This is a genomic window from Bacillus sp. WC2507, from assembly GCF_052656125.1.
In genome coordinates this window covers 4555237-4578990 of record NZ_JBQXPN010000001.1, presented here as the reverse complement: position 1 = coordinate 4578990, position 23754 = coordinate 4555237, and the positions used below count along the sequence as shown (strand labels likewise).

Genomic DNA, 23754 nt, shown 5'->3' with positions numbered 1-23754 from the left:
TGAAAAATCACTGCTATATTTAGGACCAAGGTTAATCTATTTGAGAATTAACCTTATAATTTCATTTATCGAGAGAAAAGAGTATACAAAAAAGCTTGGGCCTAAGCCCAAGCTTTTTTCAATTCATTATTTCTTTTCGTCTTTCTTAGCGTCAGCTTTTTGCTCTTTGAAAAGATCTTTTAAATCTTTATCGTCAACTTTTACGTCAGCTTTTTTGATTTCTTTCATCATAAGATCGTTCATGAATTCGCCATCTTGTGCTTTCTTCGCAACTAACTCTTTTTTCAGGTCAGCTTTTGATTGCTCAAATGATTTTTCTGGCTCTTTAATGTCTGTAACTTTAATGATGTGGTAACCGAATTGTGTTTTTACAGGTTCGCTTACTTCATCTTTTTTCAGTTTATAAGCAGCATCTTCGAATTCTTTAACCATTTTACCATGTTCGAAGAATCCTAAGTCTCCACCTTTTTCTTTTGAACCAGTATCTTCAGAGTATTGTTTCGCTAACTCTTCGAAAGATTTACCTTGTCCAAGTTCTTCTTTAACCTTTTTAGCAGTCGCTTCATCTTTTACAAGAATGTGGCTTGCTTTAATTTCAGGTTTGTAGCTTTCTTTTAGTTCTTTATCAGTGATTGTTTTCTCGATAGCTTTTTCCTGCGCTAATTGAGCACGCACACCAGTTTTTAAAGTTTCTTCTTTAATACCTTGTTGTTTTAATAGTGTATCGAATTGATCACCGTATTGTTTTTTCATCTCATCGAACTTTTTGTCTACTTCTTTGTCTTCAACTTTGTAGTTTTTAATAAGTACTTTTTCCATAACCATGTTGTTTAATACTTGTTTACCAGCTTGTGTCTTCATTTGATTGTAGAACTCGTCTTTTGTAATGTCACCAGCTTTAGATGTAACGATTTTGTCTGATGATGATGTTCCACATGCTGATAATGCGATTACACTTGTTGCGGCTAAGGCAAGCATAGCTTTCTTCATTCGATAAACACTCCTACTATTATGTATTTTTAATTTATCCCACACCAATGAATTTTGGTTCATAAGAGCCCGATTAAGTCTCACTGATACTTTTGCTTTTTTCGTTGGTAAAGCGCGCTTAACAGGGCTTACCGAGGCTGAGGATAAAGTTAAGATGCGTGTCATTTATTTCATAGTATAAGCAATATGTACAAAATTTAATATATCATATTTCGACTCGATTTCATATTGATAAAGAAAAATTAACCAGTGTGTGTCAGATTTTGAAGGTGTAGCCTATTGGGCGCATGCCGCATATATAGAAAAGAGGAGGGGATGGGGATGAATTCTCAACTTATTTTATTACTTGTACTGTTTATTTTATTGGTTATAGTAGGTATAATTTGCTTATAGAGGAAAAAAGTGAGGAAAGGGCTTTCCTTCCTCACTTTCCATGAAATATAATTTCTATATAACTAGAAATTAATAAAATTGTTATACATACATTAATAACCCGAAAGACACCGGGTTGGCGGCTCGCAGCTATTTGTTTTCGTTCACACAGTGTATGTGTCATGAAATTCGTGTAAAATATAACAAGAAGTGCGAATGCGACAAAAACAACTGTTATAAGTGTCATGAGGCGAGACCTCCTTTTGGCTAAAATACATATACTTTATATATTGTATCATACGATATTTTGTTCGTGTTATAAAATTCAGAAATAGAAGACTTTGTGTTAGAAAGTGAGGGAGAAAATGGACGTTGTTAGAAGATTAGAACAAGCTGAATACTACGTAGACCTACTATTTAAAATGATTGATGAAGAAAAGTGTCCATTTTATTCTTTGATCATAAAGAAAAAAGCTCGTAAAAAAGATATTGAACGTATACTAAATCTTTGTGAAATACTGAACGAGCAATATGTAGTGGAGAAAGCAGAAGGGCTTCTTTTGTTCGATGCGCTGTTAGATCAATTTGAAAAAGCGCTTCCACATCAGCTCGAAGTACACGAAACTGCGGAAGCGCTAGCAAAACAAGGTTTATTTAAGCCGCTTATGAATGAATTCTTAAGCATGATTGCGAAAAAATAAATAGATTACTTCTTAACTAACTTCTGATCGGATTCTGTAAAGTTCTCTTCAATATCTTCTAATGATTTCTCAAAAATATCGATGAAGTCTTGTCCATAAATATTACGCAAGATAGCAATCAGTTCGATATTTTCTGGGAACTTCCCATAAAAATTACGAAGTGCAAGAGCCCCATTAAACACTGAATTATTTTCAGGATCATACTCCTCCATTAAGCGAAGTAGTAATTCTTCCCCTTTGTCTGTAATTTCAATGTACGTATTTCGTTTGTCATCTTCTTTTTTCGAGAATACAAGATAGCCGCGTTCTTCCAGCTTTTTCGAGAAGTTAAACGCCGTTGATACGTGCATAACTCCAAACTTAGCAATCTCAGAAATAGAAGCCCCTTTTAAATGATAAGCGATTGTTAAAATATGATGCTCATTGATGTTTAAATCATAAGGCTTAATCCACATCTGCCAATCTTTCTCTACACATTTCCATAACGCTTTCGATAATTGAGCAATGCGTTGGCTGAAAATCATCGCTTCTTTTACCGAGTAATCTTTTTCTCCACTTTTCATTTACTCACCCACTTTAACATTCTTTTTCATTACTATCTATTATGCCAGTAAAATAAAAATTAATAAAGTCTTTTTGTGAGAATTGTGAAAATTTTTTAAAAAAATGACATTCTATACAAATCATGCATAACTATGGAAGCGGTTTATGAGTCACGAATACATGTGTTGTCCATACATGTTAAGTGATAACATATATTGTAAATGCATAAAAACACGGCATATCTATGTGATATGCCGTGTTAAGGTCAATTTATATAAAAAATATTTGTTATATGCAAAAAACTAAGCAGGAATTTGTTTACGCTTTTTCCGGAACAGCTTCTTGCAGTTTCTCAATTGATTTTTGAATGTCCAAAATCTCTTGTTCAATATGTCGTTTGTTTTGAGAAATATCTTGCTTCCAGTTAGAAAGCGTATCGTGCATATCGTCTTTTAATTCTTGAAACACTTCTTTACCTTCTGAAGCAGTTTCAACGATTTGACGTTTTAATAATTTTGTATCAGCTGTAATATCAGCTAAAGTCTTTTTAATATCAGTTCCTTTTTCTTTCAGCTTACTGCGCATAGCTTTACCAGAAGAAGGGGTAGAGAAAAGAACAGCTAATCCAGCAACTGCTCCGCCGCAAATGACACCTGTAATAAAGGATTTAGCTTTTGACATAAAAGGAAACCTCCTTATTTTTTGTTCGTATTCATGATGTGAAAAAATATGCATATCTGTAAGACAAGGGAAAGAAAAGTGTGCAGTGCACAGTCCCCGGCATCTTAAGTGGAGAAACAAGCCGTGCAATATGTAATCACTTTAGGAAAGTGGCTTGCTATGTATTACTTCTTATTATAGTGTCACTATTTTACACTATTTGCAATTGTACTTGCGATGTTTTGTAAATTTTCCATTGTGTATTCATTTTGATGTGATTTCCAAACAGCACCGAAACCATCGTTTTCACCGTAGCGTGGAATTAAATGAAGGTGGAAGTGGAACACAGTTTGTCCAGCTTTTTCACCGTTATTGTTAAGTAGGTTAAAGCCAACTGGATTAAACTCTGCTTTAATCGCATTTGCGATTTTCGGAACGACAGAAAAAATATGTGACGCGATTTCTGGCGTTAACGCAAAAATGTCTTGTTTGTGAACTTTTGGAATAACAAGGGTATGTCCTTTTGTTACTTGACTAATATCTAAAAATGCAAGCACATGTTCATCTTCGTATACTTTTGAGCAAGGGACTTGCCCGTCAATAATTTTACAAAAAATACAATTATCCGCTGTATGATTCATTGATCTCATCCTTTCAAATAGCCTTAGCCGTATTTTACCATAATTATATAAGAGAACAAACACGAAAAACAGGAAGCTGACTCAGCTTCCTGTTTTCTGAAGAGGGATTGAAAAAGCATTATCGTAATTTACGTTTCGCAGACACCTCATTTATTTAAGAAATGCACGGTAAATCGGCTAAAGTTTCTGCCGTAGACACCCCATTTTCAAGTGAAATGAATTGCAATCTTTATAAAAGGAAATTGTTTATTTTTTAAAACAGTATATGCTCTTTCGGAGACACCCCGTTTCTAAAATGAAACAAATGATCTGGTTATGTGTAAATTTCTTTGTCCAACATGGACACCCCATTTCATGATGACTTCACTATGTTGTTGTACTCATCAATTGGTGGTCGCTTTTTCAATGTGTTCCTTCTTCACTAATTATGATGTCCGCTTTCGTAAAAATATATGCTAACAAATTTAAATTTTTTTTAAGACATCGATACTATGTAGTACAGCGCCATTTTTGGTAAGATGAATATAGAATGAATACTAATGAAGAAAGTGGTGTCGTATGAGCGAGTTATTGCGTGTAGAAAATGTTACAGGAGGATATACGAAACGACCTGTACTAAAAGATGTTTCGTTCTCTGTTAATAAAGGCGAACTTGTCGGCTTAATCGGTTTAAATGGAGCTGGTAAAAGTACGACGATTAAACATATTATCGGTTTAATGGAACCGAAAAAAGGAACTGTCACAATTAATGGGAAAACAATTCGTGATGATATGACAGCGTACCGTTCGAGTTTTTCGTTCATCCCAGAAACACCAGTATTATATGACGAGCTAACGCTAGAAGAGCATTTGAAATTAACGGCGATGGCGTACGGTGTCGATGAAAAACAATATGAAGAACGTGTAGGACAACTATTACAAGAATTTCGCATGAAAAATCGTTTAAAATGGTTTCCATCTCATTTCTCAAAAGGGATGAAACAAAAAGTAATGATTATGAGTGCGTTTTTAGTGGAACCATCTCTTTACATCGTGGACGAACCGTTCGTTGGGCTTGATCCGTTAGCGATTCAATCCCTACTTCAAATGATGGATCAAATGAAAAAGAGTGGTGCAGGAATCTTAATGAGTACACATATTTTAGCGACGGCAGAGCGTTATTGTGATTCGTTTATTATTTTGCATCAAGGCGAAGTAAGAGCGAAGGGAACATTATCTGAACTGCAATCACAGTTTAGTATGCCAGGTGCAACGTTAGATGATATTTATATTGCATTAACGAAGGAAGAAGATTATGAATAGCACAGCATTATGGAAAGAACGATTTCGTCACTTTCTAAAAGAAGTTCGTACATATAGTAAATACGTATTTAATGATCATTTGAAATTTATTTTCGTATTCATCATCGGCGCAGGAGCCTACTATTACCAGCAATGGTTACAAACGTTAACACCTTCGTTTCCAACAGCGCTCGTTATGGCAGTGTTGCTTGGTCTCGTATTAACGGCGGGATCCATCCAAACGTTATTAAAAGAAGCGGATCTCGTTTACTTACTGCCAGTTGAAGAAAAGTTAAAACCTTACTTCACAAAGGCATTTCTCTTTACGTTTATGATTCAGTTATACATAATCGCAATCGTGGCGGCAGCGCTTGCTCCGTTATACTTCCAGCAAATGAAACAAACAGGTGCAGCTTACATATGGATTGTAATCGCGTTTGTCATTGTAAAAGCGTGGAACTTATTCGTCGCATGGGAAAAATCATTTTTAACAGATCAAAATATACAAAGGGCTGATTGGTTCATTCGTTTTATTTTAAACGGCTTATTTGTATACTTCCTTGTAGAGCGTACTTCAGTTATGTTTATTGGCGGAATCGTTCTTCTTATGGTGTTATATCTCGCTATCCTGCATCAAATGGTGAAGGGAAAGCCGCTAAACTGGGAGTATTTAATTTCTGAAGAAGGTAAGAAAATGATGCTGCTGTACCGCATCGCGAATATGTTCGTTGATGTACCAGCATTAAAAGAGAGAGTAGCACGTAGAAAATGGCTTGATTTCATTCTTTCGATGATTGGTGAGAAGCGTACATATTTATACTTATATACGAGAACGTTTTTACGATCTGGTAACTATTTTGGCTTATATGTGCGCCTGCTCGCGCTTGGAGGAGTTATTCTTTACTTCATTCCGTTTTTATATGGACGATTTATCGTAAGCCTTATTTTCCTATACTTAATCGGTTATCAGCTATTAACTTTATGGAAGCATCACCGCATGAAGATTTGGCTTGATTTGTATCCGGTAGGGGGAGAAGAGAAGAAGAAAGATTTTCTTACTTTATTAAATGCGATCCTTATGATCGGCAGCGTTGTATTTACAGTTATATTCGCCCTTGCGACGAAAGATTTCATGATGACGGGAATTTTACTAGTCGTAAGCATAGTATTTAGTATCGGTTTCGTTTATCAGTACGGGGCAAAACGTATTGAGCGTTTAAATTGAAGGGAATGAACCTATGATTACATATGAAGAGAAGGTTATAAAAGAGCTGGAGCAGTGGAAAGCTACATTCATGAAAGATTCTTCTATGATGACACGGTTCTCAAAGAAAGTGCAGACGAAAGTACAACAGCTTATTCCGGCGAAAGTACAAAAAGTATTAACAGAAACGATTCGGATGATGGTGCAAACAATTAGTGCCGGGTCAAACTTTATAAAGCCGAAATTAAAAGAGACGAACTGGTCACTGCAAAGACGAGACGACGAAGTACGTAAAAAAATGGATGAGTACAAAAAAATAGCAGCGGCAGAAGGAGCAGGGACGGGAGCAGGTGGTATTCTCCTTGGCCTTGCCGACTTTCCGCTTTTACTCGGCATTAAAATTAAATTTTTATTCGATGCCGCAACATTGTACGGATTTGATACAAGTAACAAAGAGGAGCGCCTTTTTATCCTTCATGTTTTTCAACTTGCTTTTTCAAGTGACGATCACCGAAAAGAAATATGGAAAGCAATCGAAACGTGGGATACAGAAGAAGAAAATCATATGGACTGGGAAAAGTTCCAAACAGAGTACCGAGACTATATCGATTTAGCAAAAATGCTTCAGCTCGTACCAATAATCGGTGCCCCAGTCGGTGCATATGCGAACTATCAATTACTGCAAAGACTTGGAGAAGTGACGATGAATTGTTATCGTATGCGATTGCTTAATAGAAATTGATTTGCTTTATAAGAAAGAAGGCATCCTAACTTCCACAGTTAGGATGCCTTCTTTTTTATATTTATTATTCCCTGTCGAATGAAGGAATGGAGCGCAGTTTCTATAATATATTTACGGAAATCTTATTAAACCATAACAATATCTGTACCACCTCTAATCAATTACTTATAAGTAGGGTCTCGCCACATCGCCAGCAGCTTAAGAAATTGGCATTTCCCCATATCGAAAAAAATGAGCTGAATTATTATAAATAACTCTGGAAAGATAAAATTTTCATTTTGGGGATACTTCAAAATATTAGCTTGGTGGATATAGGTATCACCACATGTCCATGGATTAAAGAAAGAGCCTATTATTAAACTGTATACCCTACTCTTTGGGTCGGAAGAGGTGCTATAGATGAATGTAAAGACATATAGGGCTCAAGTGTTTTCTTGGTCTAAGGAGGCCAAGGTAGAAATAGTAGAACTCATTTCCGCCGGCATAGGTATGGCTGGACCTGTTCTGTTCGCCACAGTTCTAGGCTATCCCGCTCTTGGTTTTGCTGCATCGGTCGGCAGTTTGGCAGTCAGTAGCGTGAAAGTCGGTTCGAGTTTTATAAATCACGGAAAAAAGTTGGCATCAGCGCTAATATCAGTAGTGCTCGCTGCGATTGCTGCTGTTCTCTCTTTCGGACATGGCTATCTGACATTTGGAGTCTTGATCCTGCTAGTAAGCCTTGCTGCGTTAATTGGCGGATATAGTCGTGCCTTGGCGGTGGCAACAACACGCTTTGTCATATTCCTGATCATCATCCTCAACATGGTCGACCAGACGGAGTACAGGATGGAACTAATTTTTTCAATCTTAGCAGGGGCGATTTGGACCGTCAGTATCAGCTTGGTGCTAGGCATCTGGGTACACCGTTGTTATAAATCATCGTTAGATGGAGATGTGAAAGGGCCAATATCGAAAAAAATCATTCTATGGCGGAATTCTCTTTCACACCTATCCGGTTGGCAATTCCCAATCAGGCTCGCATTATGTCTAGGTATAGCTGAGGGATTGCGAATACTTTGGCCCGAGCACCACTTCTATTGGATTGCAATTACCGTAGCGATTCTTACTCAGCGGAAAATAGAACTCTTTCCAATCAAAACAACGCAACGAGTGCTTGGCACAGTAATCGGCGTGATTGTTGCGAGCTTGCTTCTCGCAACTAGTCTACCAATTTGGGGGGTAGTTATAAGTATCGGACTATTCGCAGGTGTTCGACCTCTTCTAAAGGTTCGAAATTATCTTGTATACTCTGCAACCATGATTCCGCTCATTATTTTGATCATGGAAGCCGGCAAGCCGTTCCAGTTTATCATTCTGTTCGACCGTGTATTGGCAACCCTTATCGGTGCAGTCATCGTGATTGCAGTGAACTTGATATTCAGTAGAGCGATGGTGGAATCAGTGTAAAGGTGGTTATCTAGCCAAAGATATTTTAATATTTCGGGTATCTTTTCCAGTTGAACAAAATCCCCTAAAATGAAAAAAACGCTATTCTTTCTGTAGAATCATAAGAAAGGATGGCGTTTTTTTATGAATCCACCACCTAGTGAAATGGAGGAAGAATGGAGGCTGAACTTGGTTTTTCATGCGGCCAATCGCTCGGCAATGAAGCTTCTGTCTTATGGGAAGTATAAAGCGAAACAATCTGAAAGTGGATGGATGAGATATACAAATCCATAAGGTTTACTTAACAGACACTAACTAGCTTGGTGAGCATGAGGCACCGTCACATGCCTATCAAGCTAAGGTCTTTAAGTACCCCCTAAACAAAATTTTTAATTTTTTTACAGTTATTTATGTGAATTCAACTCGTTTTTTCGTTTTAAGAACAATGCATTTTTAAAGTTGATGACTATGCTCAAATTTGAGAGTCTTTTTTTCATATTTCTATTCATATTTTTTATCTTTTTACCAATAATATACAAATAGAGTTACTTGAGCTTATTTTATTGTATGTAGGGGTGCAAATATGAAAGTATCAATTTTTATCACTTGTGTGGCAGATGTTTTTTATCCAGAGGTCGGAAGTGATGTCGTCGAAATTCTTGAAGATTTAGGCTGTGAAGTTGATTTTCCTAAAAGCCAAACTTGCTGCGGACAACCTGCCTATAATAGCGGGTACGTGAAAGAAACAAAAACAGCTGCAAAACATATGATTGAAGTCTTTTCTAGTTCAGAATATGTTGTGGCACCATCGGGTTCTTGCGCGATGATGGTTCACGAGTTTTCTAGCTTATTTTCTGACAGTGAAGCGGAGTGGAAGAAAAAAGCGACGGAGCTTGCGAATAAAACGTATGAATTTACACAATTTCTCGTTGAAGTATTAGGGAAAGAAGACTTAGGTGCGGAGCTTCATAAAAAAGCAACGGTTCATACATCGTGTCATATGAGCCGATTAATGGGAATTAAAGAACCACCGCAAAAATTATTAAAGTGTGTCAAAGGACTGGAAGTAGTTTCGCTACCGCACAATTATGATTGCTGCGGATTTGGAGGGACATTTTCAGTAAAGATGCCAGAAATCTCTGAACAAATGGTCGATGAAAAAGTAAAGCATATTATGGAAACCGGTGCGGACTTGTTAATTGGGATGGATTGTAGCTGCCTAATGAATATAAAAGGACGTTTAACACGAAATGGCTATCCAATTGATGTAAAACATATCGCTCAAGTATTAAATGAAGACCGAAAATAAGAGGGGGAAATAAAGATGGGAATGAAAATCGGGAACGATCCCTTTCATAAACGTACTGCAACCGGTATTGGTGATCAATTTATGCGACAGGCTGTTAGGAAAGCACAAGATGGTCTTAGGGGCAAGAAATTAAAAGCGACTGAGAGTCTTGGGAATTGGGAAGAATGGCGAGCTTTAGGAGAAGAAATTCGAAAGCATACATTAGAAAACCTTGATTATTATTTATATGAGCTGAGTGAGAATATTGAGAAAAACGGTGGTTTTGTTTATTTTGCAAAGACGGCCGAAGACGCAAGGGAATATGTAAAAGAGATTGTAAAAAAGAAAAACGCGAAAAAAATTGTGAAATCAAAATCGATGGTAACGGAAGAGATTAGTTTGAATGAGGCAATTGAAGAAGCTGGAGCAGAAGTGTTAGAAACAGATCTTGCTGAATTTATTCTACAAGTGAACGACCACGATCCGCCGTCACATATTGTTGTTCCGTGCCTTCACAAAGATAAAGAACATATTTGTGAAATATTTAAAACAAAGTTAAATTACACTGGAACATCTGACCCTACGGAAATGGCGAGGTTTGTAAGAAGCTATTTACGAGATGATTTCTTCGCGGCGGATATAGGAGTGACTGGATGTAACTTTGCAGTTGCAGAGTCTGGGTCCATTTCTATCGTAGCAAACGAAGGAAATGCAAGACTTACTACGACACTTCCGAAAACGTTAATTACAGTTATGGGAATGGAGCGTATTGTTCCGACATGGGAAGAGCTTGATGTTTTAGTAACACTTCTATGCCGAAGTTCTGTAGGACAAAAGTTAACAAGTTATATTACAGGATTAACGGAGCCTGGCGGGACAGATGGACCTGAGGAATTTCATTTAGTTATTGTGGATAATGGTCGTTCTGATATTGTAGGGACAGAATTCCAAAGTGTCCTACAGTGTATTCGCTGCGCAGCATGTATTAATGTGTGTCCTGTATACAGGCATATTGGTGGACATGCATATGGCTCCATTTATCCAGGGCCAATTGGAGCTGTGTTAACACCGCTTTTAGGGGGATATGATGAATATAAGGATTTACCTTATGCCTCTAGCCTTTGTGGTGCGTGTACAGAAGCATGTCCAGTGAAAATCCCGTTACACGACTTATTAATTAAACATCGCAGCCGCATTGTAGAAGAAAAACGATCACCTGTAGCTTGGAATGCGGCTATGAAAGGTTTTGAAAAAGTAGTGAAGAGTCCTAGCTTATTTTCTTTTGCGGCGAAGAGCGCTCCGTATGCATTAAAACCTCTTGCGAAAGGTGATAAAATCGAGCGTGGCATTGGGCCGTTAAAAGCTTGGACAGATGCGAGAGATTTCCCGGTTCCGAAAAAACAACCGTTTCGAAAGTGGTTTGAAAAACACGTAAAGGAGAACGATGATGGCCATCCAAAATCGTGAGGAATTTTTACTCCAATTATCAGAAAAGCTTGGTAGGAAACGTCCAGAAGCAGTGGAAAAGCCGAAATGGTCTTTTGCCCCGCAGTGGACTGTTTTTGACGGACTCGCGCAAGACGAACTTGTAGTACAGTTAATGGAGCACTGCGAAGTCATTCATACAGAAGTAAAGCGAACAACGAAGGAAAATCTAGTTGAAACATTTCAATCTTTACTAAAAGAATGGAATATTAAATCCGCAATGTATGCGAACGATGAGCGCTTTCATGAGTACGGCCTTACTCCACTTTTCAACAGTGAAGGCACAACGCATTTTCGTATTTGGGGATCGGATCATAAAGAAGAGGACATAGCATTTGCGAAAGCTGCTGACCTTGGCATTACGTTCAGTGATATGACCCTGGCAGAATCAGGAACCGTTGTACTATTTAATGACGGGTTAAAGGGAAGACATGTTAGCCTTCTTCCAGAGTCGTACATTGCAATTGTTCCTAAAAGTACGATCGTGCCAAGATTAACCCAAGCTACAAAAATGATCCATGACCAAAATACATCAGGAAAAAAACTGCCCGCTTGTGTGAATTTCGTTTCTGGTCCATCAAATAGCGCAGATATTGAAATGAACCTTGTCGTAGGTGTACATGGGCCAATCCGAACAGCGTATATTATTGTGGATGATCAATAATGAAAATAGAAAGCACTGGCCGTTTATATAGCCAGTGCTTTTCTTACTGATGAAAGTTAAAGACCGAGTCCACTATAGCCGCCGACTCCAGCTACGATTAATATGATAAAGAGCACAATGAGTACTATATAACCGCTACTAACGCCCTTACCATCTTGTCCAGCTTCACCGCCGCCAGTGCCACCACTACCACTACCACCTTTACCACCAAGTCCCATAGGAATATCCTCCTTATTGTTATATGTTGCTTTTACTTTATACTTTTCTGTATTTACCAATAAATTCCTTCCGTAGCGTTAACTAACTTGCAAATCATTTCGTTTCATTTTATAATTTACTTACCGACCGGTAAGTAAAAATAAGTGAGGTACAGTATGACAAAGAATTTACAAACATCGCAAAACATTGTCGAGGCATCATTTAAACTTATGGCAGAGCACGGTATTGAGAAGATGAGCCTTTCTATGATTGCGAAAGAGGTAGGTATTTCAAAACCGGCTATTTATTATCATTTTTCTTCTAAAGAAGCGTTAGTCGATTTTTTATTTGAAGAAATTTTTTCTGGGTATCATTTCGTGAGTTATTTCGATAAAGAACAATATACGAAAGAAAACTTTACAGAAAAGTTAATTTCAGATGGTTTACATATGCTCTCTGAATATGAAGGGCAAGAAGGAATATTACGCGTTATAAATGAATTTATCGTAACTGCATCGCGAAATGAAAAGTATCAGAAACGCTTATTTGAAATACAAGAAGATTTCTTAAATGGTTTTCACGATTTATTGAAGAAAGGTGTAGAACTTGACGTTGTTTCACAACAGGCAACGGAAGAAAATGCTCATACGTTAGCGCTTGTGATCGATAATATGAGTAATTACATGCTGATGGGATTCCAGTTAAAGTATAAAGAAATTTGGATTCAAAATGTGAAAAACGTAATGAAGGAGGAATAAAAGTGAAAATGCAAAAAAACTGGTGGCTCGGTTTTCTTGGGTTCATTGGAGTGTATAAAATTCCAGGCATGATAGAAGCTTTTCAAGCGGATGGAAGTTGGATGAAGCTAATCGGTTTCATTTGGCTACTTTGGTTCGGATATTTTATTCCCGAGAAGAAAGAAGATTGAATTTCAATTCCCTGTAAAGTTATGTAAAATATAATTTGAGAGTATTCATATATTAGATTACTAGATTTGGAGTGGTTACATGGATCCATTGAAGAATGAAATTCACCCTGACATGGTCAAGGTGTGGAAAGTTCGTGCTGTCATTGAAGAAGGGATTGGTATCCTCGTTATTTTAGCTTACCTTTTCCTCATGATAAAGTTTGATTGGTGGGCGTGGATTTTGTATGTGATGATTGGGCTAACAGTTGCGTTCGCACCATTTTCGTACTTCTTATTCCCGAAACTACGTCAACGTTATTACAGTTATCAATTAAATGAAGAAGAGCTTGAAATTCAGCACGGTCTTTTCGTCGTAAAGCGCGTATTAGTGCCGATGATTCGTGTACAACACGTGACGATTGAACAAGGGCCGATTATGAGAAAATATGGCTTAGCAGAATTACACATTTCAACGGCGGCAACTTCTCACAGCATCCCAGGCTTAACGATGTATGAAGCGGAAATGTTGAAAACGAAAATCGCAGAATTAGCGAAAGTGAGTGATGAGGATGTATAAGAGGCAGCATCCCATTACGATGTTATTAGAATTAAAAATAAAAGACTTTATACCACTCATTATTTTCATGTTTAGCTTAAACGGAAAATTCCCATTTTGGTATTTAATTCCCGCTGGATTCGGTTTACTCACCGTTTTTTCAGCGCTTGAAAAATGGTATTACACAATATATTGGGTTGAAAATAACGTATTACATGTGAAACAAGGGCTCTTTGTGAAGAAGGAGAGCTATTTAAATAAAGAACGTGTTCAAACGATTAACACAAGTTCTAACGTGTTATATCAAATGCTCGGTTTAAAGAGAATTCAGATTGAAACAGCTGGCGGAGGCGATGATGCAGAAGTTAGCTTAGCTGGTATTACAGTAGAAGAGGCAACAGAGCTTATTGCAATGCTAAATGAGCCAACTCCAGAAGTGAAAGCAGAAGATACATCAGAAAAAGTAGTCGAAAAAGAAATCGTTACAGAAGAAAAACAAGCGACAGAATACAAATTAACTTGGAAAGAAATTTTATTAGCATCTGTTACATCTGGTCAGTTTGGACTATTATTCTCATTAATCTTTTTCGTGTACCACCAAGTAGATGAGTACATTCCAAAATGGATAGAGAATGGCGTAAAGTCGTATGTAATGGAACATGATATATATGGCTGGATTTTCATGGTAGCCATTTTGATCGTCCTTTCGTGGATTATATCGACAATCGGTTATGCGCTAAAACATGGAGATTTCACAGTGAATCGAAGGAATGATGAAGTCCGCATTTCGCAAGGTTTGCTTGAAAAGAAAGAGCTTGTACTAAAATTGCACCGTATTCAAGGTATTACGATAAAAGAAAGTATGTTACGTCAGCCATTCGGCTATTGTGCTGTGCAAGTAGAAGTGATTCAAAGTAAGGGACTGGGTGACGAAAAAGAAAAAGTTACGCTGCATCCTATCATTCGAAAAGATCGCGTACAACAGTTACTCGCGCATTTACAATTACCATACGAACTGAATACAAATATTATTTCATTACCAAAAACAGCATTACGCCGCTATCTCATTGATAGTTTTATCTTCTTCGCAATGCTAGCAATCCCGCTTACTGGGATAAGTATATACTTTGAAAAGCACTACATCATGTGGGCATTAATTCCGCTAGCAATCCTCATCTTTACACTTGGATACGCAACATTTAAAACAAATGGTTACAGTGTAAATGGAGAGCAAATCACGCTTGTATATCGCAGCGTCGGAAAATATACAGGACTTGTTAGAAGAAGACACGTCCAATCAATGGAAAAGACACAATCATATTTCCAGCGCCGAGCAAATTTATGTACGTATAAGTTCTCTAACGCATCATCGGAGTATAAATTAGAGCATACGAGAGTAGAAGATGCGGAGAGAATGCAGGATTGGTATAAGAAGAGAATAAGTGAGAATTAAATGGAATGGCTCGTCTTTTGCAGAAGACGGGCTATTTTTTCATGTAAAAATAATGAATAATATATGGGGAAGGGAAAAAGTGAGGTGAATGAGAGTGAGCAAATTTTTAATTCCGTATTCATTTTCTATATTAAGTTTTTTTATTTCAGTAACGGCACTTGATTTATATGATAGGATAGAAAATTTTAATGAGGGGACGTCGCCGAACATAATTGGAAAGGTAATTCAATCTACTTCGCAAATGGGAGTCCTTACATTGTATTTCGGAGTACCTATTATTTTAGGTGGATGTCTTCTTGGTGAGCTATTGTTTAGAGGTATCATTTTACGATTTAAATTGAGCTATATTATATCTTTATTATTATATCTACTTTTAGCTTTTAGTATCGTTTTCGTAACGGTAGGGATTCCAACTACATATGAAGATTCTAATAATTTTTTCATGGGGATAACTGTGATTTGCGCTGTTACATTCTTTGTGAGTCGGAATATATGGGAGAAAAAGTTGATAATGGAGTGACAAAATGAAACATACATGTCCATGCTGCGGATATAAAACAATAGAAGAAGAACCACCAGGTACATATGAAATTTGTAATATATGTTATTGGGAAGATGATGAGTTTCAGTTTAACGATCATGACTTTGAAGGCGGAGCAAATGAAGTTTCGTTAAGGCAAGCACAGAAAAATTTCATTGTATTTGGTGCTTGCGAGGAATGTTTTGTTGGATCAGTTAGAAAGCCGACTAGTGAAGATGTGAAGGATGCTAGTTGGAAGCAAACTTGTTAAATAGCTTTAAAAAAATGTTATTACTCAATGTAACAAGAGTAATAACATTTTTTTATGCAACGATGAAAGGATTAACTCCGTCTTATAAGGTGAAAAGAAGGAAGTAAATTTCACTAATGGATATATTAGGAATAAACACAAAAGTATAGATGTATAGTCAGCTTTGTGTATTTAATGTTATCATATTGAATGATATGGAAATTTTTAATAGAAGAAGTAACGAACAATTCAAAGGCAATGAAGCTTTTGTTGTATAAAGAAAATATTTATTATTACTCAGCGATATTAAAAATAAGATACCTATTTATATAAATTTAGTAGAAATGGGGTTTTAAAAAGGAATGAGTACAAGTATAACACGGCAAAAGATTTTAGAAGCTGCTTCTCAAATTGTGCAATGTAAAGGGGTTGCTAAATTAACCTTAGAAGCGGTAGCAAAAGAGGCGGGGATAAGTAAAGGTGGATTGTTGTATCACTTTTCAAACAAGGAGGCTTTAATAGAGGGCATGATACTGAAAGGGACCGAGGAGTATCAAGACGCTATTCACAATAAAGTAGCGGAAGACTTAGAGAAGAAAGGAAGGTGGGTACGTTCTTTTGTAGAGGAAAGATTAAGTAATGAGAGAAGAGTAGAAGAGCTGGGTAGTAGTATGATGGCAGCATTAATGCTAAAACCTGAATTACTTGAACCGTTACAACAATCATTTCAGCAACTGCAACATAAAATAGAAAATGATGAGATAGATTCAGTTTGTGCCACAATTATTAGATTAGCAGCAGATGGATTATGGTATTCGGAATATTTAGGGGTTGGAAGATTAAGCCCCGAATTAAGAGAAAAAGTAATTCAAGCTCTTATCTATAATTCATATAAATAGAATATACAAACTATATAATGTAAAATAATTCACCATTACTTATTTAATGCAGTGGTGAATTATTTTTTTTTATTAGAAAAATAGAACAATTTTATAGAGTATTGAATTATAACCGTCCAGACGGTATAGTAATATTTGGTTTAAGAGGAAAATGAAACAAAAAAAGAATAAAAAATATTTTTAGCACACTATTCGAAAGGATAGGCCGCAAAGCTTAGAGTCTACGGTAATACATATTGGTTACTAAGATCGTCTGGTTGCACATTTTTGATGCAACCGGACGGTCTTTTTTTGTTATATAAATATAAAAAATAGGAGGGAATTATGCAAATGAAAAGTACTAAAAGGCATATTTCAATGGTTTCATTAGTTTTTCTAGTATTATTTTCAGTGCTAAATGTGTGGGCTCCAGTTATTCAAGCCGCTGTGATAAAAAATCCAGTGGACGAGATTAATATCTCCCGTACTGATGGTACAACGTCTGAACCATATCAAGCCTCAGATGGCATGAAAGTAGAAGTGAAGTGGTCAGCTAAAGAAAAAATAAAAAGTGGTGATCAATTCACAATTGATATGCCAAAAGAATTTAGAAAAGATCTTATGAATATGAGTTTTCCTTTAAAAGATGCTGAAGGAAAAACAGTTGGTACATGTGAGATGAAAAAGGGTCTATTGACATGTACTATGGGTGATTACGTAGAAGGAAAGAATAACATTAAAGGTTCTTTATTCGTAGAATTTTATTTTGGTCTAGAAGCATATGATGGTATTAAAAAAATCCCATTAGAATTTAACGTTGATGGTCAAATCGTAAATAAAGAAGTAAGTGTAAATAATACGACAGAGAGACCGAAGCCACAGCCCAATACAGATAATCTAATGAAATGGGGTTCTTATAATCAGGAAGATCCTTCAATTGCAGACTGGACGGTATATGTAAATGCAACTGGAACAGAAATGCAAGATCTTAAATTAACAGACACATTAGGACCTGGACATGAATTAATTACAAATAGCTTAGTATTAGAAGAGGCTGTATTTGAAGATGGCTATGCACCAACAAATGTTAAGCCAGCAGATTTATCTAAAATTAGAATTAATGCAACGAAAACTGGATTTACAATTGAGTTTCCAGACAGTTCAAAAGGTTATATTTTAAGATATAAAACAAAGGTTACTAATCCTGCTGCAAAGCCTCATAAAAATACTGTGAAATTAGAAGGTAAAAATATTGTAACTGAAGAAAAAGTTGGAGAAGTATTCGTAAGTGGTGGGGGAGGAACAGGTTCAGGTGACAATAATCCACCTAGCATTGAAAAAAATATAGTTGATGAGAATGGTAAACTTGTAGAGAATCAGCAGTTAACACAAATCGATCAAGCTATTCAATACCAAGTTGGTATACATATACCAAACGATCCTCCTAAATACACATCTATGGTAATTAGTGATGATTTAGAAGATGTTTTAGAAGTATTAGAGGCAAAAGTGTATGATCAAAATGGCCAAGATATTACTTCTAAAGGAACGTTAAATATAGATAAACAAAGAAGTGAAGTAACATTTACGTTTGGTGAGAATTTTGACTATAAGTCATATGAAGACCAGGTAATTAACTTGAATATTAAGGCGAAAATTAAAGCCAATGCAGATTTATCTTCTTACGTAGATAAGAAGATTCCTAATAAAGCGGAATTACATTTTGATGATAAAACATTAACATCAAAAGAAGTAACTGTTACGCCGCCTGAAGCTCCAAAAGACGGTACAGTATCGATTCATAAAATAGATTCTGAGAATCCGAACAAGGGGTTAAAAGGTGCCGAATTTGAAGTTCGAAATAGTGCAAATGAAGTTGTTGCAAAACTGATAACGGACGAAAACGGCTTTTCAGTACCTCAAACTTTAGCCCCTGGGACGTATAAAATTTATGAAACAGTAGCGCCAGAGGGATATCAAAAATCAACAATTCCAGTAGAGGTTACACTTCAAGCTGGTGAAACAAAAGCCATTGAAGTCAAAAATACTTTGCAGAAGGGTCAAATTGAATTAAAGAAAATTGATTCGGAAAATGGTGAAAAACCATTAGCAAATGCAGAGTTTGATATAGTAAAAGACAGTGTAGTAGTTGAGCATATTGTTACAGATAAAGATGGTAAGGCAATCTCTAAACCGTTAGCGCCAGGGAAATATATGTTAAAAGAAACGAAAGCGCCTGAAGGATACCAATTAAAAGAAACAGAGTTCGAAGTAAATGTAACAGGGGACGGCATATTCCCAATAACAGTAAAAAATGCAATGACAGACAAAGGTAATGTAGAAATTACAAAGGTGGACAAAGAAAACGGTTCAGTATTAGCGGGTGTCGAATTTGAAGTTCAAGATGAGAAAGGTGAAGTAGTAAAAAAAGTAACGACGGATAAAGAAGGAATGGCAAACGTTTCAGATCTTTCAGTAGGAAAGTACAAATTAGTAGAGACGAAAAACTTACCAGGTTACAAGAAACTAACAGAGCCAGTATCGTTTGAAATTACAAAAGGTATGACGAAAGTCCTATCATTGAAAGTAGAGAATGAACAGTTAGATAAAGGTTCAGTAGAAATTACAAAAGTAGATAAAGACAGCCAGAAAGCATTAAAAGGCGTAGTTTTCGAAGTACGAGATGAAAAAGATAAAGTAGTGAAAGAAGTAACAACAGATAAAGAAGGAAAAGCAAACGTTTCAGATCTTTCAGTAGGAAAGTACAAATTAGTAGAGGCGAAAAGCTTACCAGGTTATAAGAAACTAAAAGAACCAGTATCATTTGAAATTACAAAAGGTATGACGGAAGTCCTATCATTGAAAGTAGAGAATGAACAGTTAGATAAAGGTTCAGTAGAAATTACAAAAATAGATAAAGACAGCCAGAAAGCATTAAAAGGTGTAGTCTTCGAAGTACAAGATGAAAAAGATAAAGTAGTAAAAGAAGTAACAACAGATAAAGATGGAAAAGCAACAATTGCAGATTTATCAGTAGGAAAGTACAAATTAGTAGAAAAAGAAAGCTTACCAGGCTATAAGAAATTAACAGAGCCAGTATCGTTTGAAATTACAAAAGGCATGACCGAGATCTTATCATTAAAAATAGAAAATGAAGTGGTAGATACGGGGAATGTAGAGATAACAAAGATAGACAAAGATAATAAAGCACCGCTAGCGGGAGTAACGTTCGTTGTCCAAGATGAAAAAGGTAACGAAGTTAAAAAAGTAACGACAGATAAAGAAGGAAAAGCAAATGTTGCAGATTTACCTGTAGGCAAGTATGAATTAGTAGAGATAGAAAGTTTACCAGGTTATAAAAAGCTAGAAAAACCAGTATCATTTGAAATTACAAAGGGCATGACCAAGATACTATCATTAAAAGTAGAAAATGAAATGATGGATACTGGAAATGTAGAGATAATAAAAATAGATAAAGATAGTAAAGCACCATTAAAAGATGTTGTATTTGAAGTACGTGATTCAAAAGGAAAAGTAGTAAGAAAAGTAACGACAGATAAAGAAGGAAAAGCAAACGTTTCAGATTTATCTATTGGAAAGTATGAGTTGGTGGAGGTAGGAACACCAGCAGGATACAAACCACTTGAAAAGCCAATTTCATTCGAAATTGAAAAAGGCAGAGTAACAGCATTAAAGCTAACAGTCGAAAATGAATTAGTAGATACAGGAAATGTAGAAATTAAAAAAGTAGACAAAGAAAATAAAGATGCTTTAGCTGATGCAGTATTTGATGTTCAAGATGAAGCAGGACAAGTAGTCGCTAAAATAACGACGGATAAAAAAGGACAAGCACAAGTCACTAATTTATCAGTTGGCACATATAAGCTAGTAGAAGTGAAAGCACCAAAAGGATATAAGCAATTAGTAGATCCGATTACTTTCCAAATTGAAAGAGGTATGACAAAATCTCTTGCTTTAACAGTAGAAAATGAAATGTTAGATAAGGGTAACGTAGAAATTACAAAAGTAGATAAAGACAGTCAAAAAGCATTAGCAGGTGTAGTCTTCGAAGTACAAGATGAGCAAGGAAAAGTAGTAACGACAGTAACAACAGATAAAGAAGGAAAAGTGAAAGTCTCAGACTTATCTGTAGGAAAATACAAATTAGTAGAGAAAGAAAGCTTACCAGGTTACAAACAATTAACAGAACCAGTATCGTTTGAAATCAAAAAAGGTATGACGAAAGTTTTATCACTAAAAGTAGAGAACGAACTGTTAGATAAAGGAACAGTAGAGATTACAAAAGTGGATAAAGAAAGTGGCGCAGTATTAGCGGGCGTAACATTCGAAGTGCAAGATGAAAAGGATAAAGTAGTAACAAAAGTAACGACAGATAAAGAAGGAAAAGCAAACGTTTCAGATTTATCAGTAGGGAAATATAAGCTAGTAGAGGTAGAGAGCTTACCAGGATATAAAAAACTAGCGAAACCAGTATCGTTTGAAATTAAAAAAGGTATGACAGAAATTTTATCACTAAAAGTAGAGAACGAATTAGTAGATAAAGGTTCAGTAGAAATTATAAAAGTAGACAAAGAAAGTGGCGCGTTATTAGAAGGCGTAACATTCGAAGTGCAAGATGAAAAAGGAAAAGTAGTAACGAAAGTAAAAACAGATAAAGAAGGAAAAGCGAAAATTTCAGATCTATCTGTAGGAAGTTACAAACTAGTAGAAGTAGAGAATTTACCAGGCTACAAAAAATTAACAGAGCCAGTATCATTCGAAATTAAAAAAGGTATGACAAAAGTCTTATCATTGAAAGTAGAGAATGAACAGTTAGACAAAGGCTCAGTAGAAATTACAAAAGTAGATAAAGATAGTCAAAAAGCATTAGCAGGCGTAGTCTTCGAAGTACAAGATGAGCAAGGCAAGGTAGTAACCGAAATAACGACAGATAAAGAAGGAAAAGTGAAAGTCTCAGACTTATCTGTAGGAAAATACAAATTAGTAGAGAAAGAAAGCTTACCAGGTTACAAACAATTAACAGAACCAATATCGTTTGAAATCAAAAAAGGTATGACAGAAGTTCTATCATTAAAAATAGAAAATGAAATGGTAGATACGGGAAATGTAGAAATCACAAAAATAGATAAAGATAATAAGGCACCATTAGCAGGTGTAGTCTTTGAAGTTCAAGACGAAAAAGGCAAAGTAGTAACGAAAGTAACGACAGATAAAGCTGGAAAAGCAACAGTTGCAGATTTATCAGTAGGAAAGTACAAGCTAGTAGAAGTAGAGAGTTTACCAGGCTACAAAAAAATAGAAAAGCTCGTACCATTTGAAATTAAAAAAGGTATGACAAAATCTCTAGCGTTCACTGTGGAAAATGAAATGGTAGATACGGGGAATGTAGAAATCACAAAAATAGATAAAGACAGTAAAGCGCCATTAGAAAATGTTGTATTTGAAGTACGTGATTCAAAAGGAAAAGTAGTAAGAAAAGTAACAACAGATAAAGAAGGAAAAGCAAACGTTTCAGATTTATCTATTGGAAAGTATGAGTTAGTAGAAGTAGAGACACCAGCAGGATACAAACCACTTGAAAAGCCAATTTCATTCGAAATTGAAAAAGGTAGAGTTACAGCATTACAATTGACTGTAGAAAATGAATTAGTGGATGTAGGAAATGCAGAAATTACAAAAGTAGACAAAGAAACGAAAGATGCTCTAGCTGATGCAGTATTTGAGATTCAAGATGCAGCAGGACAAGTAGTCGCTAAAATAACGACAGATAAAAAGGGACACGCACAAGTTACTAATTTATCAGTTGGCACATACAAGCTAGTAGAAGTAAAAGCACCAAAAGGATATAAGCAATTGGTAGATCCGATTACTTTCCAAATTGAAAAAGGTATGACGAAATCTCTTGCTTTAACAGTAGAAAATGAAATGTTAGACAAGGGAAATGTAGAAGTAACAAAAGTAGATAAAGATAGCCAAAAAGTATTAGAAGGCGTAGTCTTTGAAGTACAAGATGAGCAAGGAAAAGTAGTAACAGAAGTAACGACAGATAAAGAAGGAAAAGCAACAATTTCAGATTTATCAGTAGGAAAGTATAAATTAGTAGAAAAAGAAAGCTTACCAGGCTACAAAAAATTAACAGAGCCAGTATCATTCGAAATCAAAAAAGGTATGACGAAAGTCTTATCATTGAAAGTAGAGAATGAAAAGTTAGATAAAGGTTCAGTAGAAATCACAAAAATGGATGCTGAAAGTAAGAATGTATTATCAGGGGCAGTGTTTGAAGTTCATGACGAAAAAGGAAAAGTAGTAACGAAAGTAACAACAGATAAAGAAGGAAAAGCGAAAGTCTCAGACTTATCTGTAGGTCACTACACACTTGTAGAAGTAGAAGCACCAAAAGGTTATGAAAAATTAACTCATCCAATTCCATTTGAAATTACAAAGGGAATGATAAGTTCAGTTCAATTAGAAGTATTAAACAAATTGACTTCTTTAGCACCACCAGGCCCAGAGAAACCAGAAACAACGGATCCAGAAAAGCCTGAAACACCAAATCCAGAAAAACCGGAAACAACGGATCCAGAGAAGCCTGGAACACCAAATCCAGAAAAACCTGAAACAACGAATCCAGAGAAGCCTGGAACACCAAATCCAGAAAAACCTGAAAAAGAATTACCGAAGACAGGAAAGAAAATGCCTGTGGAACCATATATGGGAGCATTTCTTGTAATGATGAGTTTTGGATTACTCGTATTAGGTAGAAAACAGCAGAGATAATAAAAGTGAAAAGGTATCCTTCAAGTATTGAAGTGCACCCCAATTGTTAGACACGGTCTAACAATTGGAGGTGCATTTTTTATTTTATTTGGCATAAAAAAAGCATCTAGCACAAGAACTCGATACCAATAAAAACAAAAAGGAAGACAAAGTGCGTCCTATTTTCTTAATGCGGTTATATCAAAAAAGTTAGCTATA

Annotated in this window: 24 protein-coding genes and 1 riboswitch; of the genes, 18 read left to right on the top strand and 6 right to left on the bottom strand. The window is 36.0% G+C overall.

Features of this window, described 5'->3' with window-relative positions:
• Positions 1–126: 126 nt before the first annotated feature.
• Positions 127–990 (bottom strand): peptidylprolyl isomerase PrsA, encoded by an 864-nt coding sequence (prsA, locus tag ACUN28_RS24135; protein WP_000710056.1) that lies wholly within the window; start codon positions 988–990, stop codon positions 127–129.
• Between the two features lie 279 nt (positions 991–1269).
• Between prsA and ACUN28_RS24130 the strand changes: the two genes are divergently transcribed.
• Positions 1270–1383, top strand: coding sequence for a hypothetical protein (locus ACUN28_RS24130; protein WP_002007073.1), 114 nt, complete (start codon positions 1270–1272; stop codon positions 1381–1383).
• A 31-nt stretch (positions 1384–1414) separates the two neighbouring features.
• Here the strand turns inward: ACUN28_RS24130 and ACUN28_RS24125 are convergent, their stop codons facing one another.
• Entirely contained in the window at positions 1415–1609 is a 195-nt protein-coding gene (locus tag ACUN28_RS24125; protein ID WP_000172690.1) for a hypothetical protein, read from the bottom strand.
• Between the two features lie 118 nt (positions 1610–1727).
• Here ACUN28_RS24125 and ACUN28_RS24120 point away from each other — a divergent pair, with 118 nt between their 5' ends.
• On the top strand, positions 1728–2063 hold the full coding sequence (locus ACUN28_RS24120; protein ID WP_000383651.1) for a DUF1878 family protein: 336 nt from the start codon (positions 1728–1730) through the stop codon (positions 2061–2063).
• A 5-nt stretch (positions 2064–2068) separates the two neighbouring features.
• On the opposite strand, the gene ACUN28_RS24115 is transcribed toward ACUN28_RS24120, so the two are convergent.
• The 3 genes from ACUN28_RS24115 to ACUN28_RS24105 form a co-directional block, all read right to left on the bottom strand.
• Positions 2069–2626 carry an HTH-type transcriptional regulator Hpr gene (locus ACUN28_RS24115; RefSeq protein WP_000834918.1) on the bottom strand — a complete coding sequence of 186 codons (558 nt, stop codon included), beginning with the start codon at positions 2624–2626 and terminating at the stop codon, positions 2069–2071.
• A gap of 298 nt (positions 2627–2924) precedes the next feature.
• Positions 2925–3287 (bottom strand): YtxH domain-containing protein, encoded by a 363-nt coding sequence (locus ACUN28_RS24110; protein ID WP_016089010.1) that lies wholly within the window; start codon positions 3285–3287, stop codon positions 2925–2927.
• A gap of 185 nt (positions 3288–3472) precedes the next feature.
• On the bottom strand, positions 3473–3907 hold the full coding sequence (locus ACUN28_RS24105; RefSeq protein ID WP_016089009.1) for an HIT family protein: 435 nt from the start codon (positions 3905–3907) through the stop codon (positions 3473–3475).
• Between the two features lie 558 nt (positions 3908–4465).
• Here ACUN28_RS24105 and ecsA point away from each other — a divergent pair.
• From ecsA to ACUN28_RS24065, 8 genes are all read left to right on the top strand, one after another.
• Positions 4466–5209 carry an ABC transporter ATP-binding protein EcsA gene (ecsA, locus tag ACUN28_RS24100; protein ID WP_033659641.1) on the top strand — a complete coding sequence of 248 codons (744 nt, stop codon included), beginning with the start codon at positions 4466–4468 and terminating at the stop codon, positions 5207–5209.
• Entirely contained in the window at positions 5202–6413 is a 1212-nt protein-coding gene (gene ecsB / locus ACUN28_RS24095; protein WP_016089007.1) for an ABC transporter permease EcsB, read from the top strand. The genes ecsA and ecsB overlap by 8 nt, the downstream gene beginning before the upstream one ends.
• 13 nt (positions 6414–6426) lie before the next feature.
• Entirely contained in the window at positions 6427–7134 is a 708-nt protein-coding gene (gene ecsC / locus ACUN28_RS24090; RefSeq protein ID WP_000634133.1) for an ecs operon protein EcsC, read from the top strand.
• Positions 7135–7533: 399 nt separating this feature from the next.
• Positions 7534–8580 (top strand): FUSC family protein, encoded by a 1047-nt coding sequence (locus tag ACUN28_RS24085; RefSeq protein WP_016089006.1) that lies wholly within the window; start codon positions 7534–7536, stop codon positions 8578–8580.
• 123 nt (positions 8581–8703) lie between these two features.
• Positions 8704–8853 (top strand): hypothetical protein, encoded by a 150-nt coding sequence (locus ACUN28_RS24080; RefSeq protein ID WP_016089005.1) that lies wholly within the window; start codon positions 8704–8706, stop codon positions 8851–8853.
• Positions 8854–9142: 289 nt separating this feature from the next.
• On the top strand, positions 9143–9868 hold the full coding sequence (locus ACUN28_RS24075) for a (Fe-S)-binding protein (RefSeq protein WP_016089004.1): 726 nt from the start codon (positions 9143–9145) through the stop codon (positions 9866–9868).
• Positions 9869–9883: 15 nt separating this feature from the next.
• Positions 9884–11314: a LutB/LldF family L-lactate oxidation iron-sulfur protein gene (locus ACUN28_RS24070; RefSeq protein WP_016089003.1), complete on the top strand. Its 1431-nt coding sequence runs from the start codon at positions 9884–9886 to the stop codon at positions 11312–11314.
• Entirely contained in the window at positions 11295–11996 is a 702-nt protein-coding gene (locus ACUN28_RS24065) for a LutC/YkgG family protein (RefSeq protein WP_016133848.1), read from the top strand. The genes ACUN28_RS24070 and ACUN28_RS24065 overlap by 20 nt, the downstream gene beginning before the upstream one ends.
• Before the next feature lie 56 nt (positions 11997–12052).
• Here ACUN28_RS24065 and ACUN28_RS24060 read toward each other — a convergent pair whose 3' ends face one another.
• Complete coding sequence (locus tag ACUN28_RS24060) at positions 12053–12214, bottom strand: sporulation protein YjcZ (RefSeq protein WP_116329237.1); 162 nt, start codon at positions 12212–12214, stop codon at positions 12053–12055.
• Between the two features lie 156 nt (positions 12215–12370).
• Here ACUN28_RS24060 and ACUN28_RS24055 point away from each other — a divergent pair, with 156 nt between their 5' ends.
• From ACUN28_RS24055 to ACUN28_RS24020, 8 genes are all read left to right on the top strand, one after another.
• The gene (locus tag ACUN28_RS24055) at positions 12371–12952 is read left to right on the top strand and encodes a TetR/AcrR family transcriptional regulator (protein ID WP_016089000.1); all 582 of its coding nucleotides are present in this window, start codon (positions 12371–12373) and stop codon (positions 12950–12952) included.
• Positions 12953–12954: 2 nt separating this feature from the next.
• Positions 12955–13122, top strand: a complete 168-nt coding sequence (locus ACUN28_RS24050) for a hypothetical protein (protein WP_000783815.1) — start codon at positions 12955–12957, stop codon at positions 13120–13122.
• Between the two features lie 79 nt (positions 13123–13201).
• Positions 13202–13678, top strand: a complete 477-nt coding sequence (locus ACUN28_RS24045; protein WP_000371356.1) for a PH domain-containing protein — start codon at positions 13202–13204, stop codon at positions 13676–13678.
• Complete coding sequence (locus tag ACUN28_RS24040; protein ID WP_016088999.1) at positions 13671–15110, top strand: PH domain-containing protein; 1440 nt, start codon at positions 13671–13673, stop codon at positions 15108–15110. The genes ACUN28_RS24045 and ACUN28_RS24040 overlap by 8 nt, the downstream gene beginning before the upstream one ends.
• A gap of 94 nt (positions 15111–15204) precedes the next feature.
• Positions 15205–15630, top strand: a complete 426-nt coding sequence (locus ACUN28_RS24035) for a hypothetical protein (protein ID WP_016088998.1) — start codon at positions 15205–15207, stop codon at positions 15628–15630.
• Between the two features lie 4 nt (positions 15631–15634).
• Positions 15635–15901, top strand: a complete 267-nt coding sequence (locus ACUN28_RS24030) for a CPCC family cysteine-rich protein (protein WP_016088997.1) — start codon at positions 15635–15637, stop codon at positions 15899–15901.
• Between the two features lie 341 nt (positions 15902–16242).
• On the top strand, positions 16243–16779 hold the full coding sequence (locus ACUN28_RS24025; RefSeq protein WP_016088996.1) for a TetR/AcrR family transcriptional regulator: 537 nt from the start codon (positions 16243–16245) through the stop codon (positions 16777–16779).
• A gap of 172 nt (positions 16780–16951) precedes the next feature.
• Positions 16952–17044: riboswitch (cyclic di-GMP riboswitch) on the top strand.
• A 59-nt stretch (positions 17045–17103) separates the two neighbouring features.
• Positions 17104–23556, top strand: coding sequence for a SpaA isopeptide-forming pilin-related protein (locus ACUN28_RS24020; protein WP_098506147.1), 6453 nt, complete (start codon positions 17104–17106; stop codon positions 23554–23556).
• The last annotated feature ends 198 nt before the right edge of the window (positions 23557–23754 follow it).